Genomic DNA, 15,456 nt, shown 5'->3' on the forward strand with positions numbered 1-15,456 from the left:
AACCGGCAATGAAGGCAGGTGCTGCGGCGAAAAGATCGGTCCCGGGACATGTCGATCACATGCGGTCTATGAGCCTCGCTTCAAGGGGTATAGGGCCCCAGCTCAACCGCATCAGCCAGGTGTCGGCGAGCGCCCTTGCGAGGATGGTACGTGGAAGTCCATCCAGCGTGTGGGAGTTCCGCCCTTTATATACCAATAGACAATGAGCATCACAGAGATCACTTTCGTGCTTGGCAGAGCTGGGAGGAATCTCCCTATTCGTTTGTTTCCGTGGCAGAGTGGGCAGCGTGGCGGACAAGCGCAAGAATGGTGGCAACGATCAGTGCCGTTGGTGTGGCGCCGAGAATATATAGGAAAACTCCCAGCCCAGCGAAGTCGTCTGGGTTACCGTGCATTTCCCACGTCCCCGCGACCAAGGCGAACCCGAAAACGAAGCCCAGAGCAGCCACGAAAGGACCAGTGCCCCGCCATTTCGACCAAGATCCCAGCGAGACGGATGCAAGCACAGACATGAGGAGGCATCCGAGAATCTGCAGGGTGTGTATGGAGGTCGGTGCTTCACCAACGAGGTACATCCAACCGAGCCAAATCCCCCACGTTGCGGCACCCGAAAAAATAGCACCCAGGAAGGTGGCGAGCAGCCCAATGCCTCGCGCTGGTGGCTTTTCCGAAGGCGCAAGGTAGTGGACGAACAGGGTGATTAAGAAGGGGACGGCGAGAGCCATGGCACAGAACCGGAGGGTCAAACCGAGTGCCGATCCGAAACTCATGTTGTGTTCCTTCACTTACACCCTGTGGTTTTTGCAGCGTGGCGTGGTCGGGTAAGATGATCGCTTGTCGTTGTTCATTATGCATGGCGGCAGGGAGACGTGACAGAGCGGCCGAATGTACTGGTCTTGAAAACCAGCGATGGGAAACCATCCGAGGGTTCAAATCCCTCCGTCTCCGCCAAACTTTGTATTATCCGGTGTGGCCGTGGGTATCCAGTTTCGGCTCCCGGTGGCCCGGTGTGGGGGGTTAGTTGGTCGGAAACGGCCGGTGTGGCCGTGGGTATCCAGTTTCGGCTCCCGGTGGCCCGGTGTGGGGGGTTAGTTGGTCGGAAACGGCCGGGAACCTCAGTCGGCTCTACGATGTCATACATGACATGGAGAAAACGGTGTGGACCCGCCACGAGCTGCTCGCCGCCGGAAAGTCATCGGCCTCAATCACACGGGCGGTTCGCGCGGAAAAGATCCGCAGGCTGTGCAGAGGCATCTACGCACTCAGGGATCCTGATCCCCTCGAAGTGCTGAAGGCAGTCACCGCAGCCAGACCGGAGGCTGTGGTCGATGGCGCCACCGCGATCGCACTCCACCAGTACACTACCCCGAATTTACCCATCTGCCTGCGGGTTTCCAGTGTGGTACACGGTACCGGCACCCCCGCCATCCTCCACCTCCGCCGCTCCCGGAGGTCGGCGCAGTGTGAAATCGAGGGGTACCGCGTGGTGTTGCTTGCGGATGCAATCGGCACCTGCCTGGAGGAGGGGTCCGTGCCTGAATCGCGGTTGCGCCTGGTCGCCGAGAAGGAGTTCGGCTCCTACCGTGGCAACCTGCGTCTCGACGGTGAGCTCGCCGCGCTGGCCACCTCGTCGAAATCACGGTTGGCGGAATTCCTGCAGAACTGCTCCACCGGTACCGACAGCGCTCTGGAGAGGGCCTTCGTGGACAAGTTGCGTCGGCATGGTTTTGTCACCACCCAGAACTTTAAGGTGGGTGGCTATAAATGGGATGTGTGCCTTCGTGAACTAGGGGTGCTCATTGATGTGGACAGCCGTCGGTTTCACGCCGGCGAGCACAACGCCGCCTTCGTCCTCGACCGCTGGAAAACCAATCATGCGCAGGTGGCGGGGTGGACGGCGCTGCGCGTCTCCGGCGATTGCATCCAATTCCACGCGGTGGAGGTCCTGGGTTTGCTCGAGAAGATCCGAGAGTTCCGCGGGAGAAATCCCACGGCCCGGCTCGCCGGTATCGTGGAGTCGCCCGTGTGGGAATGGCATATGGAGATCAGGCCCCTGTAGCGTCCAGCCATCCCTCGATTCCACCGTCGAGGCTGCTCATGGAGCTGAAACCGGCCGCATGCAGAATCGCCACCGCCTGGGCTGAGCGCACACCGGAGGCGCAGTAGAACACAACCTCCGAGCCTGTCTCCACTTCGGTGGGGATCTCGCCCGCCCGAATGGCGGACAGCGGAACATTCACGGCGCCCGGGATCGAGTAGGCGTTGAACTCGGTTGCCTCGCGGACGTCGATAAGCGCGGTGCCCGGTGGTGGGGAGGGCACGCGGGGGACGTCGAGAAGCTCCGTTGAGGAGCTGGAGGCGCCGACATGCGCCAGGACCCGGGGCACCGTCCGCGGATCGGCGCGCACCGGGATGTACTCCCATGTGCCCTCCAGTGAGCAGTAGTAGCCGAGCGTGCCCAGCAGCGGCGTGCCGATGCCCGTGATCAGCTTCACGGCCTCCACCGCCATGGCCGAGCCCACCACTCCGACGACGGGACCGAGGACACCGGACTGCGAGCAGGAGGGGACCGATCCGGGTGGGGGAGGAGCGGGGAAGAGGTCCTCGTAGATGGGGCCGTGACCGGCCCAGAAGACGCTGAGCTGGGCATCGAAACCAAGGATCGAGGCCCAGATGTGGGGGATGCCCAGGCTGGCTGCGGCCCGGGATGCGATGTGGCGGGTTTCGAAATTGTCGGAGCCGTCCAGGACCATGTCATGGCCCGTGAGCAGTTCCCCGGCATTTTCCCAGCTCAGGCGTTCTCGGACCACCGTCACGCTTATGGAAGGATTCAGCTCCAACATCGCCTCGCGTGCGGAGTCGGTCTTGGGCCGCCCGACGCCCGCGGTGGTGTGGATGATCTGGCGGTGCAGATTGGACAGGTCGACCTCGTCCGCGTCGATGATCAGCACCCGCCCGACTCCGGCACCGGCGAGGTAGAGGAGGGCGGGTGAGCCCAGTCCGCCGGCGCCGATGACGGCGACGCGGGCGTCAAGAAGCTTTTGCTGCCTGTCCTGCCCCAGCAGGGTGACCTGTCTGCGGTAGCGGGCGATCTCGGAGCGCCTCACAGCCCCACCCACTCCGTGGAACCGTCGCTGAGCTGCTGTTCCTTCCAGATCGGGACACCGGCCTTGACTGCGTCGACGAGTGCGGAGCAGGCCGCGAAGGCTTCCCTTCGGTGCGCGGCCGCCGCCACGACAAGGAAGGCGACATCGCCGACGCGCAGGGCTCCGGTGCGGTGCGCCGTCCACAGGCGGACGTGGGGGTGCCCGGCGGCCACCTCCAGTCCGACGTCGATGATCACCTGCTTCGCGGAGGGGTGGGCGGTGTAGGTCAGCAGGGACACGTGGTGTCCGCCGTCGTGGTCGCGCACCACGCCCTCGAAGGTGATCACCGCACCCATCGCGGCGGTGGCGGTGGCGGACCTGGCGTCGGGAAGCAGCTCCTCCAGCGGGCCTTCGCTGATGAGCGCATCGATGAGATGGCCGCCGTGGTTCCCGTCGCGGGCCGGATCAGTGGTCATGATCGCCGCCCAGAATCGCCAGGATGTGATCCAGAAGCGGGTCGAGCACGGCCGTGGCGTCGCGGGCGGCGCCGACTGATCCCGGCACGGCCATGATGAAGGTGGTGCCGATGACGCCGGCGAGGGTGCGGGAGAGCACCGCGGTGGACAGCTGCTGCATCCCGTGGCTCCAGAAGGCGTGGGCGATTCCCGGTATCTCCCTGTCCAGATGGGGTGCGATCACATCGATCGTCCGATCGTCATCGGAGAGCCCGGTGCCGCCCGAGGTCAGGAGCACGCTGGGCAGTCCCGGGCGGTCGCCGAGGATTCCGGACAGGACGTGCGTGAGCTCGGCATCGGAGACCACGGTCGCCTCGGGCACGTCGAAACCACGTGAGCGAAGCCAGGAGACCAGCACCGGACCGGAGCGGTCGGGATAGTCCCCGGCCGCGGCGCGGGTGGAGGAGACCACCACCAGAGCCGTCCTCATGACACGCTCCAATCGCCGGAGGTTCCGCCGGACTTCCCGAGCACGCGGACACCCTCGATCACCGCGAGTTTGTCCACGGCCTTAATCATGTCGATGATGGTCAGGGCGGCGCAGCTGACGGCGGTCAACGCCTCCATCTCCACGCCTGTGGTGCCACGGGTCTTCACTGCGGCCTCGATCCGGATGCCGTCCGCCAGACGCTCGAAGTCCACGGAGATCCCGCCCAGTGGCAGCGGGTGGCACAGCGGAATGATCTCCGGGGTCTTTTTCGCGCCCATGATCCCGGCGATGCGCGCCACCGGCAGCGCGTCACCCTTGGGCAGGTCCGCCTCGAAAATGCGGGCGACCACGTCCGCGCGGGTGCGCACGATGCCCTCCGCAACGGCGGTGCGTGTGCTTTCCGGCTTTTCCGTGACATCCACCATGTGCGCGGAGCCGTCGGCTCTCATATGCGTCAATTCACTCATGAAGCGGGGCCTTTCTATGGAAGCGGGTAGATCCGCACGGCGGAGCCTGCCTCCACCGTAGTGCCGGCGGGCACCCGGATAAGACAGGTCGCGCCCGCGGCGCGGGCGAGCAGATGCGATCCGGTGCCGTCCAGGGGCGTGGCCACCAGTTGCGTATCGACGCCAACGAAGGTGCCCCGCAGGAACTGCTCCCGGCCCCCGGGCAGGCCGGTGACCTCCCGGTCGATCACCGCGTCCACACAGTTCCACGGCCGGTGGCTGAAGCCGGCGGGGAGGAAGAGGACGAAGCTGACCAGCGTGGACACCGGGTTGCCCGGCAGACAGATCACGGGGGTGCCGTGGAGGAGGGCGAGCCCCTGGGGGCCCCCGGGTTGTTGATCCACGTGGCCGAACCAGGCACCCGGGGTTGTCTCCAGAACCTGCCTGACCACCTCGAAGCGTCCCAGGCTGATCCCACCGGAGGTGATGATGGCATCGGGCTGGTGGCGGTTGATGCAGTGCTCCAGGTCCAGTGCCAGCCGGGCGGGGTTGTCATTGGTGCGCAGATGTTCAAGGATCTCCATGCCCGTCCGCGCCGCGAGCCCGCGGAGCAGTGGTCCGTTGGCGTCGGGGATCGTGGCCGCGGATGGTGTGCTGGTGATCTCGGTGCCACCGGTGACGATGACAATTCTCGGCCGCCTGAACACCGTCACCCCTGCGATGCTCTGGCTGGCGAGAAGACCGAGGTGAACGGGGCCGAGCACGGTTCCCGCGGGGATGATCTCGGTGCCGGCTGCGATGTCCGAGCCGCGTGCCCGGAGGAAATCTCCGGCGGTGGCGGGGGGAAGGCCGACGGAGCGGCCCTCCCCGGTGAACACCCCCTCGTCTGTGCGTTCCACCGGCACCACGGCCGCGGTGCCGCGGGGCAGGCGCGCACCGGTCATGATGGGGCAGACCCGCGAACGCAGGCCCAGTGGGTAGAGCTGATCGGGGTCGGTTCCGGCGGCCAGCGTCGGGCCGACGGGGAAGATGCCCCCGCCAAGATGTGCCGGGCCCACCGCGTACCCGTCCATCTGGGAGTTGTCGAAGCGCGGCGAATCCCACCTGGCGGTGACCGCCTCAGCGAGCCGGCGGTCCAGGGCGGCATCGAGGTTGACCCGTTCGGTGCGCGGTCCGGGCAGCAGCGCCCGGACCGCGTCGAGGTGTTCCTCCGGGGACCGTGACATCAGCGGTATCCTCTCTGCCTGGTGATCATGGCGACTACTCCGATCGCGCCTATGATCAGACAATAGATGGCCAGCAGCATGATCACCGCCCCCAGTGCCTGATCCATGTCATTGGAGCTCAGGGCGAGCTCGATGTGCAGGGGGACGGTTCGGGTTGTGCCGGCGATATTACCCGCGAAGGTCAGTGTCGCCCCGTATTCGCCGAGGGCGCGGGCGAACCCCAGGACCATTCCGGTGAGAATGCCCGGCATGCTCAGCGGGATGACCACCCTCCAGAGGACCTGCCACCGGCTGGCACCCTCGGTGGCTGCGATCTCCTCGAAACTCGGGGGAATGCCGCGCAGCGCCGTGGAGACGGTGGATACGAAGAAGGGCAGCGCCACGAAGACCTGCGCCACGATGACGGCGGTGGTGGTGAAGGCGATGTCGAAGCCCAGGTGCGCACCGATCACACCGCGACGCCCCCATAGGAAAATCAGGGCCAGACCCGACACCACGGGGGAGAGCACCAGCGGGGCGTAGACCAGCAGCGACACGGCCGTCGCGGTGCGCGGATACCTGCGCGAGCACAGGTGCAGCGCAAGCGCCAGGGGCAGACCCAACAGGAGGCACAGCACCGTGGCGATACCCGCGGTGCACAGTGACAGCCCCATCGCCTCCAGGGCGGCCGGATCCGACAGCAGCTGCGGGCTCCTGTTCCAGGGGATGCGGAGAACAAGTGAGAGCAGCGGACCGATCAGCACCAGCAGCCCGAGGCCCGCCGGGATGAGCAGCCAGCCGGGCATGATGTAATTGCGCGGTGCCCCTGTTCTGGTCGCAGATCGCGCCTCTTGCCTAGCCACGACCGAATCCGTGGTCGTCGAGGATGTCCCTGGCACGTTCGCTTCCCAGAAAGGCGGTGAATGCCCCGGCCACCTCATTGCTGCGACCGGATGTGGTCAGCGCCAGGGGGTACAGCGTGGGTTCAGCCCCCGGCAGCTCAATGACGGTGATCTCCCCGGAGTCGGACAGCGCCCGCGCATCGGTGGAGTACACGAAGCCGGCGTCCACGGCCCCGGTGGAAATCCGCGTCGCCACATCGGTGACATTGGCCTCCTCCGTGCTCATGCCAGGGGAGACGCCGGAGCGTTCGAGGACCCGGTGGGCCAGCGCGCCGCAGGGCACCTCGGGGGCGCAGATGGCGATGCGGGAGGTGCGCACGTCCGCAAGTGAGGTGATCCCCGCGGGATTTTCGCTGGAGGTAGCCAGGACCAGGGTGTTGCTGGCGATGATGGCGGGGTCGGCATCGACGAACTCGGGTAGCTCACGGGCCCGGTCCATGGTGGGGACATCGGCGGGGATGAAGATGTCGGCCGGCGCGCCCTCACCAATCTGGCGCAGCAGCGCGGAGGAACCCGCGAAGTTGAAGGTGATCCCGGAACCCGGGTGCTCGCTCTCGAACGCCACCGCCAGATCCCCACCGACACTGCCCAGCGAGGCCGCCGCGAAGACGGTCGCGTGGGCGGGGGATTCGGCGGTGCCGCAGCCGGTCACGCTCAGGCAGGTGCTGACGCTGGCGGCAAGGGCCACCAGGTGGAGGAGATCTTGCTTCACGGGAGGGCCTTTCTTATGATTGTGTCAGCTTAGCCCAGGGAGGTGCCATGGAGATCCACTATTTCGCCGCCGCGCGCGCCGCCAGGGGGCGGACGCAGGAGACCCTTCCGGAAACCGGCTCCACCCTCGGGCAGCTGCTCGACCTGCTGGGAGGACTGCACACCGGAACCGCCGCCGGCATGACGCTGGCGGAGGTCTTCACCCGCTGCACCTTTCTCATCGACGGCCGCGCCGCCAGACCCGCCGACTCCCTCAGCGGAGCCACCCGCGTGGACGTGCTCCCTCCCTTCGCCGGAGGCTGACACACCGCCTCCGCTTATCGACGCCAGGGGGCGCCCCCTGCTCACCGTTGCGCCTTCCCCCCGAGCACACCGGTGATCGGCCCCAGGATCCAGCTGACCACGGCCATGATGATGGCTCCGAAAAAGGCGTCGCCGAAGGTGGCGATACTCAGTCCGAGCCCAAGGGCATTCGAGATCCACTCGGCCACGAGGAAAATGAATGCGTTGATCACCAGGGCGAAAAGCCCCAGGGTGAGAATGGTCAGGGGAAGGCCCAGGGCCCGGAGCACCGGCTTGACCGTTGAGTTGAGCAGGACGATGATCGCTGCGACCCCGAGGAACACCAACAGCCGATCGTAGTCACCGGTGCCGACGAGCGGGGTCGAGGGAACCGTGAGCGTGATCCCGCTGAGGAACCTGATGGCCACCCACAGGGCCGCGGCCGTGACGGCTGTGCGCACCAGGAAGTGCCAGAGACTAGACAACATGGATCTCCTCCCACGCCCTCAACAGGGCGTCCGTTTCCGCCGCAGTTGTCACCGTGATACGTGCACCCTCGGGAAAGGCACGGATGACCACGCCCCGGGCCGCCAGCCTCCCGGCCAGTTCCTGCGCGCCGGGGCCGGGCAACCAGACGAAATTGGCCTGGCTCGGATCCGCCCCCAGGGCCACGGCAACCCGATCCCGTTCCGAGATTGTCTCCTCGAGGCGTTCCAGGAGCTGATCGCCGGCATCGAGGGAGGCCAGGGCCCCGGCCTGCGCAACCGAGCTGACGGCGAAGGGAATGGCGACCTTGTTCATCGCCGAGATAATCTCCTCATTGCCGAAGGCGTAACCGACACGGACGCCGGCCAGACCATAGGCTTTGGAGAACGTGCGCAATCCGATGACATTGGGATAGTGGTGCACCTCCTCCGTGGCGAGCGGGGTGTCCCCGGCACGGTTGAACTCGAAGTAGGCCTCATCCAGGGCGACAACGACATCTTCGGGAACCCGTGCCATGAAATCGTGGAACTGTAGCTCCGTGATCGTGGTCCCGGATGGGTTGTTCGGGTTGCAGATGAAGATCAGACGGGTCCTGTCGGTGATGGCGTCGGCCATGGCATCCAGATCGTGGTCCTGGGTGTCGGGGCGCAGGGGAACGGCGACTGCGGTGGCGCCGGCGACCCTGGCGAAGATCGGATAGGCCTCGAAGCTGCGCCAGGCGAAGATGACCTCATCCCCGGCCGCGCAGGTGACCTGGACCAGCTGCTGGCACAGTGCGGAGGAACCACAACCAACAGCAACCTGGTCGACGCCGAGTTCGAGATGCTCCGCCAACACCTCGCGCAGTCTGATCGCACCCATGTCCGGGTAGCGGTTGGCGGTTGCGGCGGCGGCGCCCATGGCCTCAATCGCCGCAGGAAGGGGAGGGAAACTGGCCTCATTGCTGGAAAGCTTGACGGCATTATCAATGCGCTTGCCCGGGATGTAGGTGGGGATATCAGCGAGATCGGCACGAATCATGGTGCCCAGCCTACTAGTGGGGGTGGACACCTCCGTTGGGCACGGCAGGGAACCTACTGTGAGCATGGAGTTTGTCAAATTTCTGATTCTCGCGGTACTGTACAAGTCGGTTGCAATCAGCGAGTCTGATCCAGCCGTGGAGACGTGCCAGAGCGGCCGAATGGGGCTCACTGCTAATGAGTTGTCCACTTAACGGTGGACCGGAGGTTCAAATCCTCTCGTCTCCGCCATGCGCCCGTAGCTCAACGGATAGAGCATCTGACTACGGATCAGAAGGTTGGGGGTTCGAATCCCTCCGGGCGCACCACTAAAGCCCCAGGTAGATCGCGTGATCTACCTGGGGTTGTTTCGTCTCGTGTCGCCGTGGGGGCGGCGTTGGGCTAATGTCACCTCCGCAAGAGGTGGGGGTGGAGCGTCGATAAGCGGAGGTGTCGTTATGGCAATGCTGAAGGCGGAGAATGCTGCTGAACTGGCGCAGCAACTCGAAACCGAACCGATCAGGGACGTCATCGATACCGTCGAGCGCACCAGCGCAGCCAAGGCGGCGGTACTCTTCCGGCTGCTGAGCAAGGAGCGCGCGGCCACGGTGTTTGATGCGCTGGATCCCCGCCACCAGGCGGAACTGATCGGCGCATTCCAGGATTCCGAGGTGTTGGAGTTCTTTGAGGAGCTGGAGCCCGACGACCGTGTCTCGCTCATCGACGAACTCCCCGCGCCCATCGCGGAACGGCTGATGCGCAGCCTCGATGCCGAGGGAAAGCGCGTCACGACGTTGATCCTCGGCTATCCGCGGGGATCCGTCGGGCGGTTGATGTCCCCGAAGACCCTCCTGATCCGGGACACGTTGACCGTCGCGGAGGTCAGTGAGCTCGTCCGGAGCACATCGAAGGATGCGGAGACCATCTATACCCTGCCGATCGTGGACGCTGACCGCAGAGTGGTCGGGGTGGTGTCACTGCGCAAGCTCTTCCTGGCGGATCCGGCGGCGAACATCAGCTCGATCATGAAGAAGCCGGTGATGGCCCACGTCATGGACGACGCTGAGGATACCGCCCGGTGGTTCGTTCAATTGGATCTCGTGGCCATACCGGTGGTGGACGAATCGGACATGCTCGTGGGCATGCTCACCTTTGATGATGCGCATGACATCGTCGCGGAGGCGGAGGCGGAGGACGCGGCGCGCGGCGGTGGTGCGGAACCCCTGCTGCGCCCCTACCTCTCCACGCCCGTGCGCAAGCTCGTCCGCTCACGCATCGTCTGGTTGCTCGTCCTGGCGCTCTCCGCCATCCTCACCGTGCAGGTTCTCGAGGTGTTCGAGGCGACGCTCGAGAAGGCCGTGGTGCTGGCACTGTTCATTCCGCTGCTCACCGGCACCGGCGGCAACACCGGCAATCAGGCGGCGACGACGGTCACCCGTGCACTTGCGTTGGGTGATGTCCGGAAGTCAGATGTCTTCCGCGTACTCGGTAGGGAACTCCGGGTGGGACTGCTGCTCGGAATGTTGCTGGGATCGCTCGGTTTTATCCTGGGCGCCTTCGTGTACGGGTGGAGCGTGGGTGGCGTCATCGGGCTGACTCTCCTGGCGATCTGCACGATGGCTGCGTCGGTGGGTGGCGTCATGCCGATCATCGCGAAGGCCGTGGGAGCCGATCCCGCGGTGTTCTCCAACCCGTTCATCTCCACGTTCTGCGATGCCACCGGCCTCATCATCTACTTCCTCATTGCGAAGGCGATTCTCGGTATCTGATTCCCGGAGGTGTCCGTTGGGGGTACCCGGTGCGGAATCCAACATCGCGGCCCATTCCCTTCTCGTTATGTTCTGCCTGAAATCAAATAGTCAGAGGGAAGCTAATCACCCCGTGGCGAGTGCTCGGCATTGAGCATCGTGGGTGGCGGCAGCTGTTCCAGGCAGACAAAGACACGCAGTTGAGCGCCGAAGAGAACCGAAGTTGAGCACACGCGAGTGAAGTGGCTGCAATGCAGACAACTGAACAATCCGCGCAGGCACCGCTAAAGCTGGGTAACAGGGCTGAAGCCCGAGAGCAGGTCACCGGCCTGACCCTGTTCTGTGGGCCATCTTCCCCGCCGGCACCGCAGAGGCGGTGAATGCGGAATAAAGGGATGCCGAGACCACCTGCACGCACCCCTCCGCGAGGCTCACGGCGGCGGTGACCGCCATGCCGCCGCTGATCATCTTCCCCCTCCTTCAGATCATCCCCTTCGCCGACATTGCCGATCCCTTCGCATCCCCACGATCTTTCTGTTCATGGGAGGTTTCATCCTCACCCTCGGGATTCAGCGGTGGAATCCGCACCGCCGTCTCGCGCTGCATGCCATTCTGCTCGTGGGAACCACACCGGAGCAGCTGATCGGCGGCTTCATGATCGCCACCGCACTCGCGTCAATGTGGGTCTCCACCACCGCGACAGCGGCCACATTCCTGCCGATCATGGGTGGTGTGGCCAGCGGCACCGGACTCGCCGACCATCGCGAACAGAATGTCCTTCTCCCTGTTCTCCCCGTGGACACCCCACCCAACGCGATCGCCTTCGCCCCCGGCTACAGCCGTATCGTCGACATGATCGTGGGGGCTTCTGGCTCAACGTCATCGCGCTTTTACTGGTTACGCTCGCCACCTACTTCGTTGCCGTCCCCGTCTTCAGTCTGGTCCTTCCATAAGCGGACTGTGCACCGGTGGCTGACCTCGGGATTTGTTCGGAAATTGCGGCCGGTGTAGAGTAAATAGACGTTGCATCAAGGCGCACAGCGCATTCATGCAGGTTGCGCCCGTAGCTCAACGGATAGAGCATCTGACTACGGATCAGAAGGTTGGGGGTTCGAATCCCTCCGGGCGCACCACTTAAAGCCCCAGGTAGATCATATGATCTACCTGGGGTTTTCGCGATTTTCGATCCACCTCGCCCAAATGGCGGAGGCCGCATATTCCCCCACGGAGCCGATGTGTGGGGGCGGCGGCGTCGATAGCATCCACTGCATGACGATTGCACTATCGGCACGGGATGTGTCTGTGGCTTATGGAGGAAAACGGGTCCTGCACGGGATGAGTATGAGGGCGGTGACTGGCCGTATCACCGTCCTGCTGGGGCCCAACGGAGCGGGGAAGTCGACGGCACTGCGGGCGATTCTCGGTCTCGTCCCCTCCACGGGAGAGCACAGCATCGGTGTGCCCTGCGGAACATTGCTTGACGACGGCGGCCTCCACCCCGGCCTCACCGCACGTCAGCAGCTGCACGCCGCGGCGTTGGCGGCGGGGCGTGTGGACGAGGAACGGATGGGGGACCTGCTGGACACCGTCGGAATGTCCGCGGAGTCCGATCGCAGGATCGGCGGGTACTCGCTGGGCATGCGCAGACGAGTCGCACTGGCGCTCGCATTGCTCACGGACCCGGGGCTGCTGATCCTTGATGAGCCAGCCAATGGTCTTGATCCGGGGGGAATCCGCTGGCTGGGTAAGTTTCTGCGTCAGTTCGTCGGTGGGGACAGGGCGGTGGTCATCGCCACCCACCATCTTCGGGAGGCGGCGGCCATCGCGGATGATGTGGTGATCATCGATCACGGCAGAACGCTGTTTTCCGGTCCACTCGACGATCTGGCGGGGGATTCCGATCTGGAGACCGCCTACTTCGCGCTCACGGATGGAGCGAAGTCATGAGCGGCACGGGAGCCACGGCCTCGGAGTTGTACACGGCGACCCGGGTGAGGAGTCTGCAGGTGACCATTGCGTTGGTCGTGCTGGCCGCGGTGTTCGGGTCGGCGATGGTGTGGGCCCTCCCCTCGTTGATGACGCAGGTCGGTGCACAGGATGCGGAGGCCGCCGCTGGAATGGGTGTTGATCTGGGTGCCTATTCCCCGGAGAATCCGGGTTTTCAGCTCATGGCTCTGGATGTGAGCGGTTCATTCCAATCGGGAATGCCCATGATCATTCTCGTCGTCATCGCGCTGGCGGTGTTGATCCCGGGGATGTCGTTCCGGTACGGCGCGGTCACCTGGAAGGTGCTGCTGGTCGGTGGCCGACTGAGGTGGGCCGTCGGCACGCTGGGGGCGGTGGCGTGTCTGACCGCGGCGGTGGGAGTTGTGTCCGCGATCGCCGTGGCGGCGGTGGGCTACGGTGCTGCGGCGGTGCAGGGTACCAACATCAGCGTCAGTGTGTGGGAGCTTCTCGGGATGTGGCTCCGGGGGATCGGGACCCTTGTTCTGATCGCCGTCATGTCCTCGGCGGTGGTGATCGCGCTTCGTTCACTGGGGCGGGCTCTGGCGGTGATCGCCGGAGTCGCCGTGCTGGGCATCCTCCTGAATACCGTCGGTACCTTCGCCGGCTGGGAGGGCGGGTACTTCTCGTGGCTGCCGCTGAACGCTGCGGCATCCGCTGTCGGTGTGTCCCCGCAGGCTCCACTTTCGATCGCGGCGGGGTGGGGGGTCCTGACTCTGTGGACGGTGTTGGCCGTCGCATGGGGTCTGATCCGCGTCAGACGATACACTCTGTAGATCATGCGCATGTCTGCCCTGGTGGAAGGACCGTGGTTCGCCTCGTGTGTACTCCTGGTGTTGTGGCTGCTCAGTGTCGGAACCGTGTATTTTTTCGGTGATGGACTCGTTCCCGGCATGGGGATGTGGACACTGGTGGCGGCCACGACCGTCGTGATTATTCACGCCGGGGTGTTCATGTTCCGCGGGTCGTATCCCTACGCCGTGTTCACCGCCGGCGTGGTGGCGGCGGCACTGATGCGGTTACTTCCGCTGATGCAGGAGCCCCAGGCGGAGCCCGTCAACTACGGTGCCATGATCTTTGCGTCATATGCTCTGCTCCGGCACGCGGCGCCGCGTCTATACGCGTGGTCGGTGCTGCTGCTCGGCACTGTGGTGCTGTCGGTCGTCTATGGAGTCGTCGCCGTGTACTCCGGGACAACAATTGTCGGTGGCCTCACCGTGAGCCCTACCCTCCTCATTGTTCTCAGTGTCGTGTCCGCGTGGATGGACCCCCTGGTTGGAGCGCTGATTGCGGTGATTGTGAGTAGCTCGCGCGCATTGACGGCGCAGCACCGCAGAGCGGATGTGGAGGCCGAACGCACGCGAATTGCCAGGGAATTGCACGACACCACCGCACACCACCTCACCGCGATCGCCATTCAGGCGACCGCGGCCCGCGCAGTGTTCGATCGTGATCCTGAGGCGGCCCGCGCCAGCCTGGAGCGGATTTCCACCAGTGCCTCTGAGGCGCTCTCTGAGATTCGTCTCACGCTTGGGCAGTTGCGCGGGGAGGAGCCGGCTCCGATGCGTCCGCAACCACAGCTCGGTGACCTCCCGATCCTCCTTGACCAGTGCCGTGATCTGGGGATGTCCATTTCCGTCAGCGGTGGAGGATTGGATCCGGAACTCACCCGTGCGGAACAGATCTGTGCCCATCAGGTTCTCCGTGAGGCTTTGACCAATGCCCGCAGACACGCCCCCGGCGCGCAAGTGGAGGTGAACCTCCATGCACGTGGCCTTCAGGTGCTCACGATCGGACGCTTTTCACCGGCGGCGGAGGGTAGAGGCACCTTGGGAATGACGGAACGGGCGGAGTCGGTGGGGGCCACGATTGAACAGGGCCCGGTTCCAGGGGGCTGGGTTGTCAGACTGAAGTGGAGGATTCCGTGATCCGGGTCGTGGTCGTCGATGATGAGGCGCTGGTGCGCGTGGGTTTGACGACGATCCTCCAGTCCGTCGATGACATCGAGGTGGTGGGTGAGGCCGCATCGGCGCAGGCCGCGGTCATGCAGGTAAGGTCACTGGAGCCCGATGTCGTGTGCATGGACATCCGCATGCCGGGCGGCAGCGGGCTCGAGGCGACCGCCGCCATCCGCGAACTCAGATCCCGCCCTGAGGTTGTGGTGATCACCACGTTCGATCTGGACGAATACGTCTTCGGCGCCCTGGAGGCGGGCGCCTGCGGAGTGCTGCTCAAGGATTCCCCGGCGGAGGTACTCGTGGAGGGAGTGCGTCGCGCAGCGCGCGGGGAGGGGCTTGTCGACGCCTCCCTCACCCGCCGCGTCATCGCCGAGTTCGCCCGTCGCCGCAGTCCCAACAGACCCGGCCGTATCTCTGCGGCGGCCATCACGCCGAGGGAGTTGGATTGTCTCCGGAAATTGTGTGAGGGCCTGACCAACGTTGAGATCGCCCGGACGCTGTGGCTGGAACCCTCCACGGTGAAGACCCACCTGTCTTCGTTGATGGCGAAGACGGGAACACTCAGCCGTGTGCAGCTGGTGATCTGGGCATTCCGCGCCGGGGTCGTCGCTGTGGAGTGACCATGGGCATAGGGGGAGTCACCGCTCCTCACGGCGCAGGGTTGGCTGCGAATACCCAGGCGTCG

18 protein-coding genes, 4 tRNA genes and 1 pseudogene are annotated in these 15,456 nt (G+C 64.9%); 12 read left to right on the forward strand and 11 right to left on the reverse strand.

From position 1 onward, the window contains the following. Positions 1 to 254: 254 nt before the first annotated feature. Entirely contained in the window at positions 255 to 770 is a 516-nt protein-coding gene (locus tag B7E02_RS02915; protein WP_080792944.1) for a hypothetical protein, read from the reverse strand. Between the two features lie 93 nt (positions 771 to 863). Between B7E02_RS02915 and B7E02_RS02920 the strand changes: the two genes are divergently transcribed. Further along, positions 864 to 951: transfer RNA gene (locus tag B7E02_RS02920), tRNA-Ser, on the forward strand. A 193-nt stretch (positions 952 to 1,144) separates the two neighbouring features. Next, positions 1,145 to 2,059 carry a type IV toxin-antitoxin system AbiEi family antitoxin domain-containing protein gene (locus B7E02_RS02925; RefSeq protein ID WP_080792947.1) on the forward strand — a complete coding sequence of 305 codons (915 nt, stop codon included), beginning with the start codon at positions 1,145 to 1,147 and terminating at the stop codon, positions 2,057 to 2,059. On the opposite strand, the gene B7E02_RS02930 is transcribed toward B7E02_RS02925, so the two are convergent. The 7 genes from B7E02_RS02930 to modA are packed head-to-tail and all read right to left on the reverse strand — an operon-like array spanning position 2,046 to position 7,296. Beyond that, positions 2,046 to 3,107, reverse strand: coding sequence for a ThiF family adenylyltransferase (locus tag B7E02_RS02930; protein WP_080794385.1), 1,062 nt, complete (start codon positions 3,105 to 3,107; stop codon positions 2,046 to 2,048). The two genes, B7E02_RS02925 and B7E02_RS02930, sit on opposite strands and share 14 nt — an antisense overlap. Beyond that, on the reverse strand, positions 3,104 to 3,562 hold the full coding sequence (locus B7E02_RS02935) for a molybdenum cofactor biosynthesis protein MoaE (protein WP_080792950.1): 459 nt from the start codon (positions 3,560 to 3,562) through the stop codon (positions 3,104 to 3,106). Before B7E02_RS02935 ends, B7E02_RS02930 begins: the two co-directional genes overlap by 4 nt. Beyond that, positions 3,552 to 4,031, reverse strand: a complete 480-nt coding sequence (locus tag B7E02_RS02940) for a MogA/MoaB family molybdenum cofactor biosynthesis protein (RefSeq protein WP_080792952.1) — start codon at positions 4,029 to 4,031, stop codon at positions 3,552 to 3,554. The genes B7E02_RS02935 and B7E02_RS02940 overlap by 11 nt, the downstream gene beginning before the upstream one ends. Next, a complete protein-coding gene (gene moaC, locus B7E02_RS02945) occupies positions 4,028 to 4,498 on the reverse strand; it encodes a cyclic pyranopterin monophosphate synthase MoaC (RefSeq protein WP_080792955.1) in 471 nt (156 codons plus the stop codon). Before moaC ends, B7E02_RS02940 begins: the two co-directional genes overlap by 4 nt. A 14-nt stretch (positions 4,499 to 4,512) precedes the next feature. After that, positions 4,513 to 5,703 carry a molybdopterin molybdotransferase MoeA gene (locus B7E02_RS02950; RefSeq protein WP_080792956.1) on the reverse strand — a complete coding sequence of 397 codons (1,191 nt, stop codon included), beginning with the start codon at positions 5,701 to 5,703 and terminating at the stop codon, positions 4,513 to 4,515. Beyond that, complete coding sequence (locus B7E02_RS02955; protein ID WP_080792958.1) at positions 5,703 to 6,488, reverse strand: molybdate ABC transporter permease subunit; 786 nt, start codon at positions 6,486 to 6,488, stop codon at positions 5,703 to 5,705. Before B7E02_RS02955 ends, B7E02_RS02950 begins: the two co-directional genes overlap by 1 nt. A gap of 49 nt (positions 6,489 to 6,537) precedes the next feature. Beyond that, positions 6,538 to 7,296: a molybdate ABC transporter substrate-binding protein gene (gene modA, locus B7E02_RS02960; protein ID WP_080792959.1), complete on the reverse strand. Its 759-nt coding sequence runs from the start codon at positions 7,294 to 7,296 to the stop codon at positions 6,538 to 6,540. Positions 7,297 to 7,343: 47 nt separating this feature from the next. On the opposite strand from modA, the gene B7E02_RS02965 reads away from it, so the two are divergent. After that, complete coding sequence (locus tag B7E02_RS02965) at positions 7,344 to 7,598, forward strand: MoaD/ThiS family protein (RefSeq protein WP_080792961.1); 255 nt, start codon at positions 7,344 to 7,346, stop codon at positions 7,596 to 7,598. Positions 7,599 to 7,639: 41 nt separating this feature from the next. Here B7E02_RS02965 and B7E02_RS02970 read toward each other — a convergent pair whose 3' ends face one another. Both B7E02_RS02970 and hisC read right to left on the reverse strand, forming a co-directional pair. Beyond that, positions 7,640 to 8,065: a phage holin family protein gene (locus tag B7E02_RS02970; RefSeq protein WP_080792963.1), complete on the reverse strand. Its 426-nt coding sequence runs from the start codon at positions 8,063 to 8,065 to the stop codon at positions 7,640 to 7,642. Next, complete coding sequence (gene hisC, locus B7E02_RS02975; protein ID WP_080792965.1) at positions 8,055 to 9,083, reverse strand: histidinol-phosphate transaminase; 1,029 nt, start codon at positions 9,081 to 9,083, stop codon at positions 8,055 to 8,057. The genes B7E02_RS02970 and hisC overlap by 11 nt, the downstream gene beginning before the upstream one ends. Positions 9,084 to 9,221: 138 nt before the next feature. On the opposite strand from hisC, the gene B7E02_RS02980 reads away from it, so the two are divergent. From B7E02_RS02980 to mgtE, 3 genes are all read left to right on the forward strand, one after another. After that, positions 9,222 to 9,313, forward strand: a tRNA-Ser gene (locus B7E02_RS02980). Between the two features lies 1 nt (position 9,314). Further along, positions 9,315 to 9,390, forward strand: a tRNA-Arg gene (locus B7E02_RS02985). Positions 9,391 to 9,519: 129 nt separating this feature from the next. Continuing rightward, on the forward strand, positions 9,520 to 10,830 hold the full coding sequence (mgtE, locus tag B7E02_RS02990; RefSeq protein WP_080792966.1) for a magnesium transporter: 1,311 nt from the start codon (positions 9,520 to 9,522) through the stop codon (positions 10,828 to 10,830). Positions 10,831 to 11,130: 300 nt separating this feature from the next. Here mgtE and B7E02_RS14305 read toward each other — a convergent pair whose 3' ends face one another. Beyond that, a complete protein-coding gene (locus B7E02_RS14305) occupies positions 11,131 to 11,277 on the reverse strand; it encodes a hypothetical protein (protein WP_179129616.1) in 147 nt (48 codons plus the stop codon). On the opposite strand from B7E02_RS14305, the pseudogene B7E02_RS14905 reads away from it, so the two are divergent. From B7E02_RS14905 to B7E02_RS03020, 6 genes and pseudogenes are all read left to right on the forward strand, one after another. Beyond that, positions 11,249 to 11,532: pseudogene (locus B7E02_RS14905) on the forward strand (SLC13 family permease); the annotation flags it as partial. The gene B7E02_RS14305 and the pseudogene B7E02_RS14905 sit on opposite strands and share 29 nt — an antisense overlap. Positions 11,533 to 11,866: 334 nt before the next feature. Continuing rightward, positions 11,867 to 11,942 (forward strand) — tRNA-Arg (locus B7E02_RS03000). Positions 11,943 to 12,078: 136 nt separating this feature from the next. Beyond that, positions 12,079 to 12,756 (forward strand): ABC transporter ATP-binding protein, encoded by a 678-nt coding sequence (locus B7E02_RS03005; RefSeq protein WP_179129640.1) that lies wholly within the window; start codon positions 12,079 to 12,081, stop codon positions 12,754 to 12,756. Continuing rightward, the gene (locus B7E02_RS03010; RefSeq protein WP_080792969.1) at positions 12,753 to 13,589 is read left to right on the forward strand and encodes a hypothetical protein; all 837 of its coding nucleotides are present in this window, start codon (positions 12,753 to 12,755) and stop codon (positions 13,587 to 13,589) included. Before B7E02_RS03005 ends, B7E02_RS03010 begins: the two co-directional genes overlap by 4 nt. Positions 13,590 to 13,592: 3 nt before the next feature. Next, positions 13,593 to 14,741: a sensor histidine kinase gene (locus B7E02_RS03015; RefSeq protein WP_080792971.1), complete on the forward strand. Its 1,149-nt coding sequence runs from the start codon at positions 13,593 to 13,595 to the stop codon at positions 14,739 to 14,741. Then, positions 14,726 to 15,391 (forward strand): response regulator, encoded by a 666-nt coding sequence (locus B7E02_RS03020; RefSeq protein WP_245802143.1) that lies wholly within the window; start codon positions 14,726 to 14,728, stop codon positions 15,389 to 15,391. The genes B7E02_RS03015 and B7E02_RS03020 overlap by 16 nt, the downstream gene beginning before the upstream one ends. Positions 15,392 to 15,456 lie beyond the last annotated feature (65 nt).

The sequence above is a fragment of the Corynebacterium pacaense genome (genome assembly GCF_900169525.1).
GTDB lineage: Bacteria > Actinomycetota > Actinomycetes > Mycobacteriales > Mycobacteriaceae > Corynebacterium > Corynebacterium pacaense.

Coding starts and splice junctions, on each gene's coding strand:
- B7E02_RS02915 (WP_080792944.1), bottom strand. CDS start 770: ATGAGTTTCGGATCGGCACTCGGTTTGACCCTCCGGTTCTGTGCCATG.
- B7E02_RS02925 (WP_080792947.1), top strand. CDS start 1,145: ATGGAGAAAACGGTGTGGACCCGCCACGAGCTGCTCGCCGCCGGAAAG.
- B7E02_RS02935 (WP_080792950.1), bottom strand. CDS start 3,562: ATGACCACTGATCCGGCCCGCGACGGGAACCACGGCGGCCATCTCATC.
- B7E02_RS02940 (WP_080792952.1), bottom strand. CDS start 4,031: ATGAGGACGGCTCTGGTGGTGGTCTCCTCCACCCGCGCCGCGGCCGGG.
- moaC (WP_080792955.1), bottom strand. CDS start 4,498: ATGAGTGAATTGACGCATATGAGAGCCGACGGCTCCGCGCACATGGTG.
- B7E02_RS02950 (WP_080792956.1), bottom strand. CDS start 5,703: ATGTCACGGTCCCCGGAGGAACACCTCGACGCGGTCCGGGCGCTGCTG.
- B7E02_RS02955 (WP_080792958.1), bottom strand. CDS start 6,488: ATGCCCGGCTGGCTGCTCATCCCGGCGGGCCTCGGGCTGCTGGTGCTG.
- B7E02_RS02965 (WP_080792961.1), top strand. CDS start 7,344: ATGGAGATCCACTATTTCGCCGCCGCGCGCGCCGCCAGGGGGCGGACG.
- B7E02_RS02970 (WP_080792963.1), bottom strand. CDS start 8,065: ATGTTGTCTAGTCTCTGGCACTTCCTGGTGCGCACAGCCGTCACGGCC.
- hisC (WP_080792965.1), bottom strand. CDS start 9,083: ATGATTCGTGCCGATCTCGCTGATATCCCCACCTACATCCCGGGCAAG.
- mgtE (WP_080792966.1), top strand. CDS start 9,520: ATGGCAATGCTGAAGGCGGAGAATGCTGCTGAACTGGCGCAGCAACTC.
- B7E02_RS14305 (WP_179129616.1), bottom strand. CDS start 11,277: ATGATCAGCGGCGGCATGGCGGTCACCGCCGCCGTGAGCCTCGCGGAG.
- B7E02_RS03005 (WP_179129640.1), top strand. CDS start 12,079: ATGACGATTGCACTATCGGCACGGGATGTGTCTGTGGCTTATGGAGGA.
- B7E02_RS03010 (WP_080792969.1), top strand. CDS start 12,753: ATGAGCGGCACGGGAGCCACGGCCTCGGAGTTGTACACGGCGACCCGG.
- B7E02_RS03015 (WP_080792971.1), top strand. CDS start 13,593: ATGCGCATGTCTGCCCTGGTGGAAGGACCGTGGTTCGCCTCGTGTGTA.